Consider the following 18,905-nt stretch of genomic DNA (forward strand, 5'->3'; position numbering starts at 1 on the left):
TCATTTATAAACCTGTATTTTTTACACTCACAAACTTGAGGGACAACAATGCAACGTTATCCTATGACTCCCCAAGGCAAAGAAGCCTTAGAGAAAGAATTACATCAATTAAAAAGTATTGAACGTCCACGTATTACAGCAGCCATTGCTGAAGCACGTGAACACGGGGATTTAAAAGAAAACGCGGAATACCATGCTGCACGTGAGCAACAAGGTTTCTGTGAAGGCCGTGTTCAAGACATCGAAGGTAAATTGGGTGCGGCTCAAGTTATCGATGTAAAAGAACTAGAACAGAACGGTCGCGTTGTTTTTGGCGTCACAGTGACCATCGAAAATTTGGACACAGAAGAACAAAAGACCTATATGATCGTAGGTGATGACGAAGCAGATTTCAAAATTAATAAGATTTCTGTCAATTCTCCAATTGCACGTGGTCTTTTAGGCAAAAGCGAAGGCGACGAAGCAAAAATTCAAACACCAAATGGTGAAGTTGAATACGAAATTGTTAGCGTTGAATACCTTTAATTTTAAGTAATTAAAGATTTAAGCTCCTCTTTTTGAGGGGCTTTTTTGTACAAAAGGATTTATGATAAGAACAAATCCAAAACTACAACTTAAATAATGGACAACAGACTTATTCAAGCGTTCTACTACGCGATTGGTGGATTCTTTTTAGGAGTCCTTGTGACAATTATATGGTCACTTTACATCAACAGTAATATCAACACTGTGATGATTATTCTGATGACAACAATTATTTCCACTCTTGGAGGCTTTCTTTTCCCCCGTTCGATTCAATATTGGTTTAGATTATTTTGGAATCTCTTTCGTTAATATCGCATGGTCATCCGTACTTATAACAAACTATCACACTGAAGTAGTAGCAATAGGGAAATTTCATATGATCCGCTATAATGCCCTTTCCCATGCCTTGTGATGTCTTTCATGTCTGAACCTTTGATTAACTCCCCTGTCAAACATTGGTGTGAATTTGAATTTATCTCAAAAACCGTAAAGAACCCAAACATCCACATAAAAGGTAATTATTCATATTATTCAGCCTATTGGGATCAAGGCTTTGAGCGTTGTGTCGTGCGCTATTTACATGACAAACCATCTACTCCTGAAAAACCGATTGACCAACTACATATTGGAAACTTTGTCTGTTTTGGGGCTGAATGTGTGATTATGATGGGTGGAAATCAACTGCATCGTACCGATTGGATTTCAGCTTTTCCCTTTGATACCCGTTGTTTTGTCCCTGCTGGCAATACCATTATTGGCAACGGATGCTGGATTGGCTCTCGTGCCATGATTATGCAAGGTGTGTGCTTAGGTGAAGGGGCTGTAGTGGCTACTGGTGCTGTGGTTACCAAAGATGTGCCACCTTATGCAGTGGTCGGTGGTGTGCCCGCAAAAATTATTAAATACCGATTTCCAGAAGAGGACATTCAAAAACTGCTTGCCCTCAAACTCTATGATTTAGATGAAAAGCAGTTTTTAAAGATGCGTGAGCAGTTGCAGACGAATGATGTTGCCGCACTCACGCAGTATATCTCTGAAAATTTCTAAAAGCCCCCTTCAATTTAATCATCTAAATATTCAATATAGTTCGCAACTTTGACACAACGCATTTCATCTTCAGCGAACTTTTTTTCTTTATGAGCAATAGCCGTTTCATTTTTAACACAATTTTTACCCGACTTTAGTACAACAACGCATGTTTTTTAGACAAAAAACATGCTAAGTTAAATTATGGAATCGACGGTTTATAAAGCCTTATCCTTATGAAAATACTAGGTTTTATAAAATCAAAATTAGCGTTAATATAAAAGTATAAACAATAGTTTTGAGTCGCAACTCTCAAATAAAACAGCTTCTAAAAAGATTGTAATGAAAACAAGGAGTAAGGCAGATGGCTTATCAAAATATTTTAGTTCCAGTTGACGGTTCAGACACCTCTTTTGCAGCAGTAAAGCAAGCAGCAGAACTTGCCAAAGTATTTGGCAGTAAAATTACAGTTGTCCAAGTGCTGGCTTTAGACCCTTACATTGCAGCGGAATATATTACTGCAGCGCAAACAAATGATTTGATTGAGCGTGCCCGTACTTCAATTGAAAGCACGCTTGAAGAAGCTAAAGCCAAGTTCAGTGCTGAAGGCTTAACGGTTGAAACTCGTTTAATTGAAGGGCAAATGATCCATCAGGAAATTCTTAATGCCGCAAAAGAAAGCAATGCTGATTTAATCGTGATTGGCTCACATGGTCGTACGGGGCTTAAAAAATTCTTCTTGGGTAGTGTTGCACAAAAAATTCTAGGTGAGACCAGCGTACCTGTATTGGTGGTTCGTCAATAATCTGATTAATCAACTTGGTCTTACATTCATACTCAGCATTGAGTGTAAGACCTTACTAAGCTATTAAATCTCTCCGTCCCACTGATAAAGCTTTAAATTTACCTTCCCCGCAACCACAGCAATATTCTCTGTTTGTAATTTGACAACCTGAAGATTATCACCCTGAGCATCCAATTTACTTAGGCTAATTTTTCCTTGTGAATTAATTACACGATGCCAAGGCAAGTACCCATCTTCAACCTGTTGTAATACTCGTCCGACTAAACGCGCATGTTTGGGTAAACCTGCCATCTTGGCAATTTGCCCGTAGGTTGCAACTTTTCCATAAGGAATTAAAGCAACCACTTGTAGAATTAATCGTGCTAATTCTTTTGAAGATGATTGAGCAATTGGCATTTCGGAGTTTATCTCCTTGCTAAAGATCAATTAGAAATTTCCAGGACTTTCCAGTCGTTTTACTTCTTGTACTTTTTCTGGATTATGTACAGCAGCAACCCCATCATCTGCTTTTACATCCACATAAGCATCGGGGTTATAAATGATAATGGTTTCAGTGCCATTCGCATCTTCGCCGACGATATATTGAAAACCTTTACGATTCATCTTATGGCATAACCGTTGATACCAACCTTTAAAACCTTCTGTTTCTTCATGCGGATTGTAATAAAAAGCATTCATGACGGCGGGAAGCCCCAATCCACAGACCAAACCCGATAAAAGTACACTAATAAAGGTATATCCAATAAGAATACTGCTGTACTGACTGAGTTGCGGAATATTGGCAACTGCAAGAATTAAAGCCAGTGAGATGCCACCCCGTACCCCACCCCAAGAAAGAATGGCTAAACTACCGTTATAACTTTTATGCCGAAAACTTGGGAAAAAGGCAAAGGCAAGAAAATTCGCCGCAAAACGTGATGCATGTAGAATAATAAAGGCAATAATGCCACCCAAAATCAGACTTACACTTAAATCTAAGATAAAGAGTTCTAGACCAATTAGGGTAAATAAGAACGAATTAATAATCCCTTCAACGGTATGCCAAAAATGATTAACTTCACGGATTTCGCGTTCTTGCAGAATCTCTTTCCAACGATTCCCAACCACTAATCCACCAAATACGCAGGCAATTGGTGCAGAAGCATGTGCAAAAAGTGCGACCAAGTAAGATCCACATGCCAGTAAAGCGGTAGTTAAAATAAGAGATTCCATTTCATGTTTGCCACGTAGCAATCTCAGAATAGCCAGACCAAAGCCCCAACCAATAATAATTGCGACGACAATTTCATAGAGTAAAGTTTGTAATGTGCCGATTAAACTAAAATGCTCACCTTGTAAAACATTCAGCAAGGTCATAAATAAGGCAATACACATGGCATCGTTAAATAAGGATTCGCCTTCCAACTTAACCATTAAATGATGTGGTGCACGTACCGAACTTAATACGCCTTTAATTCCAATCGGATCCGTCGCCCCTAATGCGGCACCCAGAAGCAACAACACCAACAGGTCAACATGCTGCCCAACTAAGAATTGATAGCCATAGAGTACCACCCCAAAGAACACGGCACAGAGCACCAGTGCAATACTGGCTAAAATACTGATCGGCTTCCAATAGCTACGCAAATCAGAGACTTTAAACTTCAAGGCCGAGGAGGTCAGAATAAAACAAATCACCCCGTTGATCAGAAAATCATAGAAATCGATGTGGCGTACAGCATTTTCAATATTATGAATATTAATGGTAATAAACTGATTACCATTTAACAGGCTTGCCCCCCACTGCAAAATAAAGACAAAAATTGCGGAGACAATCGGAACACCTATGGCCTGTGGAAAACCTAAAATTCTCTTGTTAAAAATCGTGGTCGCAATTGATAATGCAAAAATAACTGTGAAAATTTGAAGAAATAAAAAATTACCCATGCGAGTTCCGATGCTAACCAAGGGGTGAAATCAAGCGAATGAACTCAATGTTTTATGAACTAAATATTGACTTAAACACTGTTTTTTACATTTTTAGTGTACCGCCTTTTAAAGCTAGCCTCCTAGTTTCGTTAATTTTTTTTAACATAAAACTTGTGCAGGATTAAACAAAGCGTTTAGATTGAATCCCTATTCAAATGACTCCCGCTATTTTGCCCTTTAAACTTTTAGGATATTGGCTCATTTATGCACCAGACCATTAAAACCGTTTTTCGCCTGTGTTTCGCAGCCAGTATTTTTTTAATTACCTTGGCATTGGTCTGGACATGTATCGTCAAAACTTTAGAAATTAAAAATGCTTCTCAAGCTTTGGCTCAAGCCCAGCAGTTTGAACTAAAATCAACCACTGCTAAACCGTTAGTCTTGGTCACCAATAATCAAAAACCTGACGAATCCGTATTTATTTTAGTCGCCAATCAAGGCTTCATTGCCAAAATGAGCTGTGAGCATTATGCACAAGACCTCTGTATCGATGATGAAAATCAATCCCATCGACGTCAAATTGACGCTCTTGGTTTAAAACAAATTGGGCAACAACACTATATTCAGCATATTCAATTTCATGACAGCCAAACTCAGAAAGTCAGCCGTTTTAATTATAGTGATGCACAAATCCAATCTTTCTTCCAAAAAGACGTTCAGCAATTAAAGTATGTGGTCTTCGGGATTGCGATATTTGCGCTAATTGCCTTGTATGTCAGCTTCCGTATTCTTCGTAACTTTAAGCAATTTCTACGCAAATAACCTATAGCCCCATATTCAAAGACGGCCATCTTTGTCAATCCAGATGATGGCTGTCTTACTTCGCTTCAGCACTATGATTGAGCCATTACTTTTTCTGGAGATAAGCTAAAAATCGCCAACATCGCAATACTAATAAAGCACAACATTAAAGTCGCCATATTCATTAAGTCTGTCCAGACCAAAAAATTCAGAATCACCCCACCGAGCAAGCCGCAAGCAAATTGCATACTGCCCATCACCGCACTCGCTGTTCCTGCACGCGCACCTTGTTCAGACATCGCCAATGCCATCGCATTTGGGCCTGTAAAACCAATGCCTGAAACTGCTAGAAACATCCCCAAATACACTAACTCAATTGGCGCATGTTGCAACAGACTGGCAAGCACCAACACCAAAGCACCTGAAAGCTGAATAAATCCACCAATTTTCAAGCGTGTGAAGACTGAAAGATGCTTACCGAGTTTTTTATTTAGGGTCGATAACAACATAATCCCAAAAGCATTCGAACCAAAAGCAATCGCAAAATGTTGCTGATTTAGACCATAGCCATTCATCAGGACAGCTGCGGATGAGCTGATATAACAAAACAGCACACCACCCGAGAAACAACCTGCCAGCATGGGGATGCGGAAACTACGATCTTGAAAAATGGCCGCATATAACTGAAAAATTTGGGTTAAATTCAAACGCAAACGGCGTTCAGGTACTAAGGTTTCCTGAAAAAAGAAATGGATACATAACCAGCACGCAGCGCCAATCATCATCAGAAAAACAAAAATGGCCTGCCAATTAAAATAACTGAGTACCAATGCACCCAAAGTAGGTGCCAAAATCGGTGCAACCCCCATCACAATCATCATACTGGCAAAAGCCTGCGCAGAGGCATTCATATCTAAACGATCTCGAATAGCAGCTCGTGCAATCACCACTCCTACGCACCCCCCAAGTGCTTGTAATACTCTAGCGGCTATGAGCGCCCATTCATTACTCGCAAGCACACAGAGCAAACTGGCAACCACATACAGACTTAAACCAAAGTACAGTGGTTTCTTCCGTCCAATCCGATCACTCAATGGCCCATAAATTAACTGCCCTATAGCAAGCCCCAGAAAGTAAGCAGGTAAAGTATTGGCCACCATTTGGGTACTCACCCCAAAGTCTTTTGCCATCTGTGGTAAAGCCGGTAAATACATATCAATGGAAAGTGGACCTAAAGCAGTTAATAGGGCCAATAACATGATCCAAGAGGTCGAATAAGTTTTTTTTACGGGAGATTGGGGAGTATTCATATTTAATTTTAACTACGAAGAAACAAGACAAGCTTACACTCTCCATAGTATTATTTCTTGATCAAAAAAGTGAAATTAAATCCTGACTCACATCTACTTTTTGCATAAAGGTTTGATGTACATCTCTTGAAGGAACCCGCTTGAACACTTGGCTTACTCGTCTGAAGCAAACCACTTATAACACTACTTTTATGTACAACGTACGCATGATTATTGCGTTCTCAGGTACTGCTTTTGTTCCCTATTTCTTAGGTCACCAACTGGCAACCATTCCCCTGACCTTAGGTGTTGTCGCTGCGGGCCTGAGTGACATCGATGACCGCTTTTCGGTTCGTCTTTTAAATCTGGTTTATACCTATATCGGTTTTTTTGTTACTGCAACTTCAATTTATTTTCTTTTCCCACACCCTATTCTGTTCGCAATCGGACTGATTATTTCCTGTATTGGTTTTATTTTATTGGGTTCTTTAGGGCGTCGCTATGCCACCATTTCTTATGGTTGTTTGGTTATTTCCGTGTATTCCATGTTGGGCGTACATTTATTTGACCAATGGTATATGCAACCCTCGCTATTGGTTGCGGGTGCCGCATGGTATGGCTTAATTTCAACCATCAGTTTCTTATTGTTCCCAGTCCGCCAAGTCCAAGACAAATTATCCGAATGCTATTCCTCGCTCGGTAACTTCCTTTTTGCCAAATCCAATCTTTTTGATGTCGACATGACTCCGCAAAGTTACCAGCAAAGCATGATTGATTTGTCACTGGAAAATGGCAAGTTAGTCGGTATCTTTAACGAAATGAAAACTGCGCTACTCACCCGCCTTAAAGGTGACCGTGGTCAGCGCGATACTCGACGTAGTTTGCAATATTATTTTGTCGCACAAGATATCCATGAACGAGCGGATTCCGCCCACATTGACTATCAGATTCTGACCAAAGTTTTTGAACATAGCGATATTCTGTTTCGCTTTCAACGTATTTTGTCTATTCAGGGCAAAGCCTGTAAGGATTTGAGCGAAAGCATTTTATTGCGGAAAAATTACAAACATAACAAACGCTTTAAACATTCTTTCCAGAATCTAAAGGTGTCTTTAGAAAAATTACGCGACGACAATCATTACGATCCTATGTGGATCAATGCCCTATTCTCCTTATACCAAAACCTGAAGTCCATTGATGCACAACTGCGCAACTTAGAAACTGAGCAAAACATTGTGTTTGATAAAAGCAAACATATCGAAAATCAGCTTAAGGATGATGATCTTAAAGGTTGGGATGATATTGTCATCCGAATCAAACAGCATCTTACGCCTGAATCGGTCTTGTTCCGCCATGCCATCCGACTCTCAATTGTGTTGCTGGTCAGCTATATTTTTGTACAAGTGACTCAAATCCAATATGGATACTGGATTATCTTAACCGCCCTATTTGTTTGCCAACCCAACTTTAACGCCACCAAACGCCGATTGCGCCTAAGGATTGTGGGAACACTGATCGGGATTATTATTGGTGAAGCGGTGCTGTACTTCATTCCCTCAATTGAAGGTCAGCTACTGCTGTTGATCTTAAGTGGTGTGCTATTTTTTGAATTACGCAGTAAACAATATGCACAAGCGACAGCCTTTATCACCATTTTGGCCTTAATTAACTTTAATTTAGATGGTTTAGGGTTTTCGGCCGCTGTACCACGAATGATTGATACTTTGATTGGTTGTGCCCTTGCTTGGCTGGGGGTAAGCTTTATTTTTCCAGATTGGAAATTCCGCCGTCTACCACACAGTATTCAACGTAGCCTACAGGCACAATGCCGCTATTTAAATGAAGTGATTCAACAATATCAGCAAGGTCGAAATAATGGTTTGAATTATCGTGTCGTGCGACGTGCCGCACATAACACCGATGCCGATGTCGCATCCCTGATTTCAACGCTGGCGACTGAACCTGATTTTGACCCTACACAAAAAAGTCAGGCATTTGAGTTTCTCTGTCTAAATCATACTTTCTTAAGTTATATCGCTGCACTTGGTGCACATCGTGCCCAAATCACAGACCCTGAAATTCTGAATTTACTCAGTCAGGCACAGGAGGATATTCAGGGCGCCTTACTTAAAGATGAGATGCCTGATTTAACGGCACAGAATATGTTGCAAACCATTCGCCAACGTCTCAAGCAAGATAAAAAAGAAGATCAATTGGCTTTGATTATTTTGCAGCAATTATCTTTAATGTTCAGTATCTTGCAACAACTCAGCCACCTCAAGCAAAACTTGAGCAATGAACGTGACGATCAGGCAACCGAGTTTGCATCTTTATAAAGGATATTGAATTTTACAAATTATAGATTGTCTTGCGGGGCATCAAAAATTTTGCTGTTAAAAAAGCAGCAACTTCCCCGCAATACAATGCATTTATAACGTATCAACCCTGTGTATTTAATGCTAAACTTTGTCCAGTTTTAAATTTGCTCTTTTCACTATGACCGCAAAAAATTTATACGCTTACACGCTACAACCTGTGAACTACGAAATCTCTGAAGCTGAGCAGCGTAATGCTCAGATGGTGATTTGGCGTAGTACCAATAAAATTAGCACCAAAGCATGGATGATTATGGGTGCCATCGTAGCTCTTGCGATTTTGGGCATCATCTTATTGAAAAACTACTCAACCATTTTCTGCTGGGTGGCAATTGTTGGGGTGGCTTTATACCTTGCAATTCGTACTTATGGCTTAGAATGGTATGTTAAACGCAAAATGAATGAATTTCCTGTGCAGGAAATTAAAGGCGTAAAACTGGGTGTACAACCTCACGGTCTCGTGATGCGCCAGCAAATGGGCATGCAAGAAGGTGTGGGTGCAATTGGCTGGAAAGACATTTATGAATGGTATAACACACCAGAATTTATGTTGTTGAACTTTAAAGTGAAAGGTCAACAAGGTGCCTATATTTTACCTAAGCGTATGGACTCACGTAATTTCTCTTTCGAGACCATTCGTAAACATCTAAATGAATCTGTAGGCGAAGCGAAGAAAATCTAAGTAGCCAAATACAAAAAAGCCTTCTGAAATATGAAGGCTTTTTTACGAAACAAATTAAAAACGATAATGAGAATAAATATTATCCTCAAAATCCACATTATCTTCTAAATCTTAAGTTATAATTTCGCCAATTTTTTCACACTTCCAACACTTGACCATCATGTTGAAAAAAATATTTTTCCAAATTCATTGGTTTATGGGGATTACCGCTGGATTAATACTGTCCATTATGGGCGTGACTGGCGCTATTTATTCTTATGATCAGCAAATCCTTCAATGGATCAATACGGATAGTTATGTTGTACAGGCAGAAAATCGAGACAAACTCACACCCGCTGAGCTTTATTTACATTTTCAGCACGTCGATCCGAAGATCCAGATTAACAGCATCACCATTGCCAAAGATCCTGCTGCATCAAGCACCGTCAATATTGTCAAAGAAGGCGCGCGACGCGGCTATAACATGATGGTCAACCCCTACTCTGCTGAAGTTCTGCCAGAAATAAAGGGACAAAGCTTTTTCCAGTTTGTGCAGCAGTTGCATCGTAATTTAACTGTTGGTCCTGTAGGGAAACAAATTACCGCTGCTTGTACACTCATGCTGATTTTCTTCGTCTTGAGTGGTCTCTATTTACGCTGGCCCAAAAAGCACTCTGTTAAACAATGGTTATTTGTTAAGCCCAAACTCAAAGGACGAAACTTCCTATGGGACTTACATGCCGTTGTCGGTACATGGGTGGTGGTGTTTTATTTACTGATGGCATGCACTGGACTCTACTGGTCTTATGATTGGTGGCGGAGCGGTATGTTCAAGGTGATGGGGGTTGAACAACCGAAACCTGAAATGCAAGGGGGCAAACCTGAAGGTCAAGGTCCACGTGGGGCATCAGGTGAACAGCGTGGTGAACATGCTGCACAAGGCCGTTCTCATGACACCAATGCGCAAGCAGGTAATGAAAGACGCAATGGTGAAGCACAGGATCAATCCGAAACAAATGGTCGCAATCCAGAGTCACGTCAAGCCTTTGATCGTGCTAGAGGAAATTCTGAAGTACGAGGTGGCGCAGAGGGCGAAAGACGTGGTTCGGAGCAACGTTCCAATTTCAGTCCTGAGCAAATGCAAACTGTGCTTTCACAGACATGGACAGGTGTTCAAGCGAAACTGGGACATGACTATTCAACACTGACTTTAAATCTACCGAAAAAAGCAGATGGCAAAGTTGAACTTGGTTTTGTCGATCCAACTCCGCAACATGAACGGGCACGCAATAAAGCCATCTATAACTATCAAACTACAACCGTGCAAGATGTTGAATTATATGCAGACAAAAAGCTCAATGAGAAAATCATGAGCAGTATGCTGCCTGTACACCGTGGTAGCTTCTTTGGGCCTGTATATCACTTCTTTGCCATGCTTGCTGCACTTGCAATGCCATTGTTTTTTGTCACTGGATGGATGCTGTATCTTAAACGTCGTAAGCAGAAAAAATTAACCCAAGCAGTACGTGCAAGCCATCACAGTATTACTGTAGATCCAAATGCAAAACCTTGGCTGATTGCTTATGCTTCGCAAACAGGTGTCGCAGAACAGTTGGCTTGGCGTACAGCCACCAGTCTACAAGAGGCTCGCCAACCTGTTACGGTCAAAACCGTGCAACAACTAACTCTAGAAGATCTGCAATCTGCTCAACAAATCTTGTTTGTTGCCAGCACTTACGGTACAGGTGATGCACCTGATCTTGCTGCTGGTTTTGCCAAGAAAATACTAAACACTAAAATAGATTTAAGCCATACACATTTTGCAGTATTGGCCTTAGGGTCTAAAGAATATGCAGACAGCTATTGTAGTTTTGGACATGCTATCGCTGCTTGGCTTAAACAAAATCAAGCTCATGCACTATTCGATACCATAGAAGTCGATAATGCCAACCATGAAGATATTCAGCGTTGGAATCATGCTCTAGCAAAAAGCAGCAAGCTTGACCTACAAGCCATGCACATCGATAAAACATTTGATCGCTGGACATTAACCCAACGTGATTTATTGAATCCCAATAGTCTTGGTGCACCTGCATTTAATATCGAACTGCAAGCCAAACATGAAGCACATTGGCAAGCGGGTGATATTGCAGAAATTCAACCTGGCAATAGTCCTGCGCGTATTGCTGCATTTATGAAGAAACATCAAATCGCACCCCAGACTCAGGTGGAATCTTTAGCTGTTTCAATTGAACAGGCTTTATGGAATAAACAACTGAATACCGATGTTGAACCTTTTGCCAACATGGAACATTTGCTTGAGCAACTGCAAACTTTGGCTTCGCGTGAATATTCGATTGCCAGCATTCCATCGCAGCAAACACTGCGTTTGGTGGTGCGTCAGCAAAGTGATCACACAGGCGAGCTGGGTTTAGGTTCTGGCTGGTTAACTGCACATACTGAAATTGGACAAGAGATTGCTCTCCGTATTCGCAACAATGAATCATTCCACCTCATTGATGACAATCGCCCTATCATCTGTATTGGGAATGGAACAGGCATTGCTGGACTGATGAGTCTGATCCATGCTCGAGTTCGTGCAAATTACACACAAAACTGGCTCATCTTTGGTGAACGTCAACGTGAACATGACTTTTTCTATCAAAGCACCATTGAAGCATGGCAAACCACAGGCATGCTGCAACGTCTGGATTTAGCTTTCTCACGAGATCAGTCAGAAAAAGTATACGTCCATCATGTTCTACGTAATCACGCAGTAGAACTGATCTCATGGTTCAATCGTGGTGCGGTGATTTATGTCTGCGGTAGCATTCAAGGAATGGCCAGTGATGTTGATCAAGCCCTCATCGACATTCTGGGTGAAAATACGGTAGAACAACTTCGCCAAGATGGTCGCTATCGTCGCGATGTCTACTAAATAGCAGTAGCATAAAATAAAAAACCGAGCTTAAATAAGCTCGGTTTTTTATTGATCAACTCGATATCATAAACAGCAATGCCTTAAACTCGGTTACCATTCATCATAAATATATAAATCCAATCTATACCTATGCAATCAACACCATTAAAAAGACTATGCGCAGCACTCATTGGAACTGCACTCTTTCTGGATGGGGCTTACTTAATCAGTCTCAATAAAATTCATTTAGGTACTATACTGCCGCTGTTGATTGGATTAGGACTTCTGATCTTTGCAACTTTCTACCCTAAAATTCAAATTTTGATTCATAAAACACGATTCAGAAATATCATCTGGCGTGTGGGCTGCTTAGGTTTTCTACTTTGGAGCGCGAGTGTAGTTTGCTTTTTTGGCTATTTACAGCTAGCAACTCAAAACAATACTCAGCCAGCCCCTGTGAAAGCCATTATTGTTTTGGGGAGTGGTATAGAGAACGGACAACCTTCCGCCACCTTAGCACAACGCTTAGACCAAGCTGCGGCACTGGCCAAACAACAACCTAACGTTCCCCTCATTATGACGGGCGGTTTAGATTTTCAAGAAAAATTCACTGAAGCCGAAGTGATGTCAAAGTACGTTCAGCAAAATTTCTCGATCTCCCCTACTCGTATTTGGTTGGAGGACAAAAGTACCAGTACCGATTTAAATCTAAAGAATAGCCAACCGATTCTAGCTCAGCTCAATATTCAATTGAATGAACCCATTGCCATCGTTACCAGTGATTTTCATACCTTAAGAGCTGCCGCGATTGCCCGTAAACAAGGCTATAGTCATATCATTACTGTAGCCGCGCCCACACCTTTAATTAACCGTTATAATTCATGGCTTAGAGAATATTTTGCTTATGCTAGTGGTTGGCTCTTCAATGAATTTTAAGGATTAATTTAGCCGAATATGTCGAGGCAGAGGAAGCTTCATATCCTGAAACAACTCAGGTTTTTGCATATAGACTTGGTATAAATAATTTTTTAAATCTAACAATAGTTTTTCTGGTGCAACCAAAATATTCTGCCCCTCAGGAGTTAAGTCCATTGAAATGGTGGTATGTTCCTTTCTTAAATAGGGAATCAGTTTTTCCACCAAATCTTTAAGAGTAATTTCTCTCAATTCATAATGCGCCCAATTGTCTCTAATCAACAATTTAGCTAAATTTTTATTTTGCCAGATTGCAAATGCACGTTGCCCTGTTGGGGTTGCACATAATGCCCAACCATCCTGATATAAAGCACTCACAGATCCTTGATCAACCATATTTTCAATAAATTGCCGATAGGTATTCTGCGCACTCGGGCTGGAATTATGGCTTTTAGATGCAGCTTTACGCTGATAAGGATTTCTCATGTCAATGATATATAGCGAATTATTATTGAGTAATGAATTCTATATAAAAGACTGAGTTTAAACAATATGAAGGAGATATATGGTGGGCGCTGACGGGATCGAACCGCCGACATTCTGCTTGTAAGGCAGACGCTCTACCAACTGAGCTAAGCGCCCTGAAAAATAAAAATAGAGACCTATTTTTATAAAACCGAGATAAAGGTGCTTTATCTGGACTAAACATCTTATTCAGGGAAATAAGATATTAAAATGGCGCAGCGGACGGGGCTCGAACCCGCGACCCTCGGCGTGACAGGCCGATATTCTAACCAACTGAACTACCGCTGCAACACGGAATTCTTAAAACCAAAATCCATAATTTGTCAAAATTATGGTGGGCGCTGACGGGATCGAACCGCCGACATTCTGCTTGTAAGGCAGACGCTCTACCAACTGAGCTAAGCGCCCTAAGGCATTAAAAATAGCATCACTATTTTTATGATGCAAGATAAACAACAAAGCTTATCTTTTAAAACACAGCTTGTCAGACTGTAAAACTTCTTTGAAATGGCGCAGCGGACGGGGCTCGAACCCGCGACCCTCGGCGTGACAGGCCGATATTCTAACCAACTGAACTACCGCTGCATCGCAAAGATTATGGTGGGCGCTGACGGGATCGAACCGCCGACATTCTGCTTGTAAGGCAGACGCTCTACCAACTGAGCTAAGCGCCCTCAAAAGCTATTTTGTGTAAATGGCGCAGCGGACGGGGCTCGAACCCGCGACCCTCGGCGTGACAGGCCGATATTCTAACCAACTGAACTACCGCTGCACTTACACAATATCGCATTTGTGGTACAAACAATTATCAAACTCATCAAGTGGCGCAGCGGACGGGGCTCGAACCCGCGACCCCCGGCGTGACAGGCCGGTATTCTAACCAACTGAACTACCGCTGCACTGAGAGTTTAACGTAAAGGCTTGGTGGGCGCTGACGGGATCGAACCGCCGACATTCTGCTTGTAAGGCAGACGCTCTACCAACTGAGCTAAGCGCCCTTAACGTCTTCATCGTTTGTGTGGTGCATTATAGAGAATCCTGACCGAGTGTCAAACGCTTTTCTCACTGTTTTCATAATTTTATGTTTGAGTGATTAAAAAATAAGTGTTTTGCTATAAAAACAAGCAAATTCTGTATGTTATTTTAAAAATGTGCATATTTTTTATGCATCACTCTCTCTTTATTTCTCAAACATTTTCAACCTATAGATAAAAATATCTGTGTTTTAGCTTAAATTTAAAGTTTGTTCCGAAATATAGACCAAAGCATTTTCAGGAATCAGTTCAAATAACTCAATCACATCTTGATTGCGCATGCGAATACAACCATGCGACATTGGAATACCCATTGGTTCGGTATCTGGTGTGCCATGAATATAAATATAGCGATTAAAGGTGTCACACCCCTCACCCTGATTAAACTGCTGCTCTAAACCCGATAGCCATAAAATACGTGACAAGATCCAGTCTCGTTCTGGAAACGCTGTAGCAAGCTCCTGATCATAAACCTCTCCTGTTTCTTTACGTGCGATAAAGACGGCATTGATTGGCGCAAACTCACCAAATTTTAATGCCACTTGATGCCATCCTCTGGGTGTCTTACCGCTATTTTCTTGTTCACCAATCCCATTTTTACCCGATGAAATTACATAAAACTTATTATGCTTTGGCAGTTGTAATGTTTGCTCTGCCAAATCTATTAAAATATCTGCTTGTTGTAATGAATATTGCATTGAGATGTCCTAAAAAACGTGCAACTTGTTATGTGCATAATCTATCGTACTTCACTCGAAACTGGTTCTGGGCGTAACCACAACCAAATCGCCACAATCAACATGGTCAAATCTGTAAAGACTTTGACTGCAAAAGGCGCTGTTGTAAATAACATCAGCACGCCACTGAGCAACATCATGATCGATGCAATCCATTTAGCTTTGCGCGGTACAGTGCCATTTTCACGCCATGCACGTAGTGTTGCGCCATGTTTGGGGTGATTCAATAACCACGCATCAACTTGTGGCCAACCTTTTGAAGCCGCCCATGCTGCTAAAATTAAAAATACTGTTGTTGGCATACCCGGTAGTATTGCACCAATAAAGCCAAGGATGACAAAAAGCACCACTAAACTTCGCCAAAACAATATCTTCATCTTCAAGCCCTAATCTAGAATTGCGCTAGTATAAAATGTTTTTACACTTTATCCTTTTTAAATTCTTTACATTGTTCTGCCATTTCGGTTTTCTCTATGTTTTTGACCTTACAACAAGACCATCTTTTTGAACCATGGCTCAATTTTAAAAATCCACTGGTGCGGCAATTGGCTTTCAGTCTTGCTAGTCCCAATATTCTGAGCGCTTATCCAGATCAATTTGATATCCAACAATCATTTCAATTTCATACTGAGCTCGTTTGGACACAATATTTTCATCTCTATCAAACGCGATTACAGTATTTAGATCAGCATCCAACTGAATTGGAAGATTTTTTAAACCAATTAAAAAGCACTCGACTCGGCTTACGCTTTGAAATGTTTATTTGGTTTTGGTTACGTGATGATAATTATCACCCTTATGCGCTTTTAGGGCATAGCATTCAGCAAATTGCTGGCCCAAAAACTTTAGGTGAATTGGATTTTTTACTTAAAAATACGCAAACCAATCAAATTGAACATTGGGAAGTGGCATTAAAATATTATTTAGCAGAATGTGATTTTTCTTTTCCACATTGGTATGGACTCAATCGAACAGATACATTAAAACGCAAATTAAACCATTTCACGCAAAAGCAATTTCAGTTTGATCAAGCACTAAACCATAAAATACAGCAACGTTTCGTCGTATTAAAAGGTCAACTTTATGTGCCGCTGTATTCAGCAATACAAGAAATACCCCATTGGGTGAATCAGCACAGAAGAATGGGCATTTGGGGCTATGATTTTATCCCTCACACGGCATCACCTTATCGTTTACAGCGGCATGAATGGCTCTGCCCTCACGCGGCTGCAACCAGTGTAACCCCCTTACTCTGGACTGATGGCTTGTATTGCTATCAAGGTAAAGATGGAAAACAAAACTTTTATATGTATCGTAACCGTCCTTTGCTCCAGCATTACACCCAATCTTAAAAGGATGCCATATACATTCTTTAACTTTTTTATAATCAAATCATTATACTGTTTAGTTTGATTGTTTTTTAATCTATATATGTTCAAGATAATAACTCATGTTTTGGAGAACATCATGAAAAAAGCAATTGCGATCTCATTACTACTCACTTTTTTTCTTGCAGGCTGTAATACGGTCGCAGGTGTAGGTAAAGATGTTTCCAAAGTTGGAGATGTCGTTACAGGTAGTGCTGAAAAAACTGCTGACAAATTATAATCCCCCTAAGAGCATTAAGACCTTATCAAAACGGTAAGGTTTTTTTATCTCAAAACTCCCTTTATTGATTCGATTCGCCTATCATAGCAGCATATTTTTCATTTGCTTTTCTGTATGAATCACTCTGAAACACTCGAACTTAGTCTGCAATTACTCCGTCAACCTTCTGTTACCCCTGTCGATCATGACTGTCAGAACATTATGGCTGAGCGTTTAGCAAAAATTGGTTTTAACATTGAGCCTATGCGTTTTGATGATGTTGATAATCTTTGGGCGCGTAAAGGGACTGAAGCTCCAGTGTTCTGTTTCGCAGGTCATACAGATGTAGTACCAACAGGCAACTTAAATGCTTGGCATTCAGAGCCGTTTATTCCAGAAATTCGGGATGGCAAACTTTATGGTCGTGGTAGTGCAGACATGAAAACTGCATTGGCGGCAATGGTGGTGGCATCGGAACGATTTGTGGCTAAACACCCAAATCACAAAGGCTCAATCGCATTCTTAATCACCTCTGATGAAGAAGGTCCTGCGGTTAATGGAACTGTCAAAGTCATTGAAACCCTAGAAGCTCGCCAAGAAAAAATGACATGGTGTCTTGTGGGTGAACCATCAAGTACGCATCATTTGGGTGATATCGTAAAAAATGGGCGTCGTGGTTCATTAAATGCGGTACTTACAGTCAAAGGTAAGCAAGGTCATGTGGCTTATCCTCATCTTGCAATTAACCCAATTCACATGGCGTCTAAAGCCGTTGCAGAACTCTGTGATACCGTTTGGGATCATGGCAATGAATACTTCCCTGCAACTTCTTTCCAAGTTTCTAATATTCAAGCAGGTACAGGCGCTACTAATGTCGTACCAGGCACAATGACCGTGACGTTTAACTTCCGTTATTCTACAGAAGTCACTGCAGAAGAATTAAAAACTCGTGTCTTAGAAATTTTAGATCGTCATGGTTTGACTTATGAAATCCAATGGACGCACTCAGGCTTACCATTCTTAACCCCAGTCGGCGAATTGGTGAGCGCAGCTCAAAATGCAATTCGTAATGTCACTGGTCGCGAAACTGAATTGTCTACAAGTGGCGGTACATCGGATGGGCGTTTCATTGCGCCTACAGGTGCTCAAGTGCTTGAGTTGGGGGTACTTAATGCCAGTATCCATCAAATTGATGAGCACGTAAATGTAGCCGATTTAGAGCCTTTGACCGAGATTTATGAGCAAATTCTGGAAGGTTTATTAACTTAAAATTTCAGATCAAGCAGGCAATAAAAAACCCATGTTCAACATGGGTTTTTTATTGAATCCTGTCTAATTGATGCCTAGACTGCTTTGAATCTGGACAACATTCGGGACTTGGAAAGTTTGTTCACCCATTCTCACGTACTGAAATACCATTGGATCGGTAACTGTCATTTCTTCGTCAACCACCTCAGAAATACGAACACGCACAGATTTCGGCATTTCATTACACATTAATGCAAAGCGTTGACTGACATCATCACCTTCGATTACCAGTGCAACACCTGTTTCTTTCGCAGGATCATTCACTGCATAAACAGGTAATTTCACATCATGCCACTCCACTGAAGATACCTGTGTCTGGCTATCCAATGCAGAAAGCACGATATTCTGCGGCAATAACATCGCGACTTTGCCGTAGCACTGAATGATGTAGGCATCAATAAATCCAGTAGAAACGGTAATAAGATGATGTAACTCTTGCTGACTAATTTGGTCTAAAACCGATTTATTCGCGATTTTTTCACTCATCGA

Annotated in this window: 18 protein-coding genes and 8 tRNA genes; 11 read left to right on the plus strand and 15 right to left on the minus strand. The window is 40.7% G+C overall.

Translation table 11 applies throughout. The features are described 5' to 3' along the window. The first annotated feature begins 48 nt into the window (after positions 1–48). The 3 genes from greA (at position 49) to E0H87_RS03545 (ending at position 2,356) form a co-directional block, all read left to right on the plus strand. Positions 49–525: a transcription elongation factor GreA gene (gene greA, locus E0H87_RS03530; RefSeq protein ID WP_131322335.1), complete on the plus strand. Its 477-nt coding sequence runs from the start codon at positions 49–51 to the stop codon at positions 523–525. A gap of 420 nt (positions 526–945) precedes the next feature. Beyond that, complete coding sequence (locus tag E0H87_RS03540; protein WP_131322337.1) at positions 946–1,572, plus strand: CatB-related O-acetyltransferase; 627 nt, start codon at positions 946–948, stop codon at positions 1,570–1,572. 343 nt (positions 1,573–1,915) lie between these two features. Beyond that, positions 1,916–2,356 carry a universal stress protein gene (locus E0H87_RS03545; protein WP_131322338.1) on the plus strand — a complete coding sequence of 147 codons (441 nt, stop codon included), beginning with the start codon at positions 1,916–1,918 and terminating at the stop codon, positions 2,354–2,356. Between the two features lie 63 nt (positions 2,357–2,419). Here the strand turns inward: E0H87_RS03545 and E0H87_RS03550 are convergent, their stop codons facing one another. Continuing rightward, positions 2,420–2,752: an MGMT family protein gene (locus E0H87_RS03550; protein ID WP_131322339.1), complete on the minus strand. Its 333-nt coding sequence runs from the start codon at positions 2,750–2,752 to the stop codon at positions 2,420–2,422. A 30-nt stretch (positions 2,753–2,782) separates the two neighbouring features. Further along, complete coding sequence (locus tag E0H87_RS03555; RefSeq protein ID WP_131322340.1) at positions 2,783–4,282, minus strand: cation:proton antiporter; 1,500 nt, start codon at positions 4,280–4,282, stop codon at positions 2,783–2,785. 246 nt (positions 4,283–4,528) lie between these two features. Between E0H87_RS03555 and E0H87_RS03560 the strand changes: the two genes are divergently transcribed. Further along, a complete protein-coding gene (locus E0H87_RS03560; RefSeq protein ID WP_131322341.1) occupies positions 4,529–5,086 on the plus strand; it encodes a hypothetical protein in 558 nt (185 codons plus the stop codon). 71 nt (positions 5,087–5,157) lie between these two features. On the opposite strand, the gene E0H87_RS03565 is transcribed toward E0H87_RS03560, so the two are convergent. Further along, complete coding sequence (locus E0H87_RS03565) at positions 5,158–6,375, minus strand: multidrug effflux MFS transporter (protein WP_131322342.1); 1,218 nt, start codon at positions 6,373–6,375, stop codon at positions 5,158–5,160. Positions 6,376–6,515: 140 nt separating this feature from the next. Here E0H87_RS03565 and yccS point away from each other — a divergent pair, with 140 nt between their 5' ends. The 4 genes from yccS (at position 6,516) to E0H87_RS03585 (ending at position 13,246) form a co-directional block, all read left to right on the plus strand. Further along, positions 6,516–8,690 (plus strand): YccS family putative transporter, encoded by a 2,175-nt coding sequence (gene yccS / locus E0H87_RS03570; protein ID WP_131322343.1) that lies wholly within the window; start codon positions 6,516–6,518, stop codon positions 8,688–8,690. A gap of 160 nt (positions 8,691–8,850) precedes the next feature. Beyond that, on the plus strand, positions 8,851–9,411 hold the full coding sequence (locus tag E0H87_RS03575; protein ID WP_131322344.1) for an SdpI family protein: 561 nt from the start codon (positions 8,851–8,853) through the stop codon (positions 9,409–9,411). A 160-nt stretch (positions 9,412–9,571) separates the two neighbouring features. After that, positions 9,572–12,328: a PepSY domain-containing protein gene (locus E0H87_RS03580; protein ID WP_131322345.1), complete on the plus strand. Its 2,757-nt coding sequence runs from the start codon at positions 9,572–9,574 to the stop codon at positions 12,326–12,328. A gap of 132 nt (positions 12,329–12,460) precedes the next feature. After that, a complete protein-coding gene (locus E0H87_RS03585; RefSeq protein WP_131322346.1) occupies positions 12,461–13,246 on the plus strand; it encodes a YdcF family protein in 786 nt (261 codons plus the stop codon). 3 nt (positions 13,247–13,249) lie between these two features. Here E0H87_RS03585 and E0H87_RS03590 read toward each other — a convergent pair whose 3' ends face one another. The 11 genes from E0H87_RS03590 to E0H87_RS03640 form a co-directional block, all read right to left on the minus strand. After that, entirely contained in the window at positions 13,250–13,711 is a 462-nt protein-coding gene (locus tag E0H87_RS03590) for a DUF2750 domain-containing protein (RefSeq protein WP_131322347.1), read from the minus strand. Between the two features lie 80 nt (positions 13,712–13,791). Then, positions 13,792–13,867 (minus strand) — tRNA-Val (locus E0H87_RS03595). Between the two features lie 94 nt (positions 13,868–13,961). Beyond that, positions 13,962–14,038: transfer RNA gene (locus E0H87_RS03600), tRNA-Asp, on the minus strand. 44 nt (positions 14,039–14,082) lie between these two features. Continuing rightward, positions 14,083–14,158 (minus strand) — tRNA-Val (locus E0H87_RS03605). Between the two features lie 100 nt (positions 14,159–14,258). After that, positions 14,259–14,335, minus strand: a tRNA-Asp gene (locus E0H87_RS03610). 13 nt (positions 14,336–14,348) lie between these two features. Then, positions 14,349–14,424: transfer RNA gene (locus E0H87_RS03615), tRNA-Val, on the minus strand. A 21-nt stretch (positions 14,425–14,445) separates the two neighbouring features. After that, positions 14,446–14,522: transfer RNA gene (locus E0H87_RS03620), tRNA-Asp, on the minus strand. 50 nt (positions 14,523–14,572) lie between these two features. Beyond that, positions 14,573–14,649, minus strand: a tRNA-Asp gene (locus tag E0H87_RS03625). Between the two features lie 23 nt (positions 14,650–14,672). Further along, positions 14,673–14,748 (minus strand) — tRNA-Val (locus E0H87_RS03630). A gap of 227 nt (positions 14,749–14,975) precedes the next feature. Further along, entirely contained in the window at positions 14,976–15,482 is a 507-nt protein-coding gene (gene elsL, locus E0H87_RS03635) for a cell wall-recycling L,D-carboxypeptidase ElsL (RefSeq protein WP_131322348.1), read from the minus strand. Positions 15,483–15,523: 41 nt separating this feature from the next. Beyond that, on the minus strand, positions 15,524–15,898 hold the full coding sequence (locus E0H87_RS03640) for a YbaN family protein (RefSeq protein WP_131322349.1): 375 nt from the start codon (positions 15,896–15,898) through the stop codon (positions 15,524–15,526). A 96-nt stretch (positions 15,899–15,994) separates the two neighbouring features. Here E0H87_RS03640 and E0H87_RS03645 point away from each other — a divergent pair, with 96 nt between their 5' ends. The 3 genes from E0H87_RS03645 to dapE all read left to right on the plus strand — a co-directional run bounded on the left by E0H87_RS03645 (position 15,995) and on the right by dapE (position 18,377). Further along, positions 15,995–16,873 (plus strand): DUF1853 family protein, encoded by an 879-nt coding sequence (locus E0H87_RS03645; RefSeq protein ID WP_131322350.1) that lies wholly within the window; start codon positions 15,995–15,997, stop codon positions 16,871–16,873. Positions 16,874–16,988: 115 nt separating this feature from the next. Beyond that, on the plus strand, positions 16,989–17,129 hold the full coding sequence (locus E0H87_RS03650) for an entericidin A/B family lipoprotein (protein WP_131322351.1): 141 nt from the start codon (positions 16,989–16,991) through the stop codon (positions 17,127–17,129). 114 nt (positions 17,130–17,243) lie between these two features. Further along, complete coding sequence (gene dapE / locus E0H87_RS03655) at positions 17,244–18,377, plus strand: succinyl-diaminopimelate desuccinylase (protein ID WP_131322352.1); 1,134 nt, start codon at positions 17,244–17,246, stop codon at positions 18,375–18,377. A 63-nt stretch (positions 18,378–18,440) separates the two neighbouring features. Here dapE and E0H87_RS03660 read toward each other — a convergent pair whose 3' ends face one another. Next, a complete protein-coding gene (locus E0H87_RS03660; protein ID WP_131322353.1) occupies positions 18,441–18,902 on the minus strand; it encodes a hypothetical protein in 462 nt (153 codons plus the stop codon). Positions 18,903–18,905: the final 3 nt, after the last annotated feature.

It is taken from the genome of Acinetobacter sp. ANC 4178 (assembly GCF_004331175.1).
Lineage (GTDB): Bacteria > Pseudomonadota > Gammaproteobacteria > Pseudomonadales > Moraxellaceae > Acinetobacter.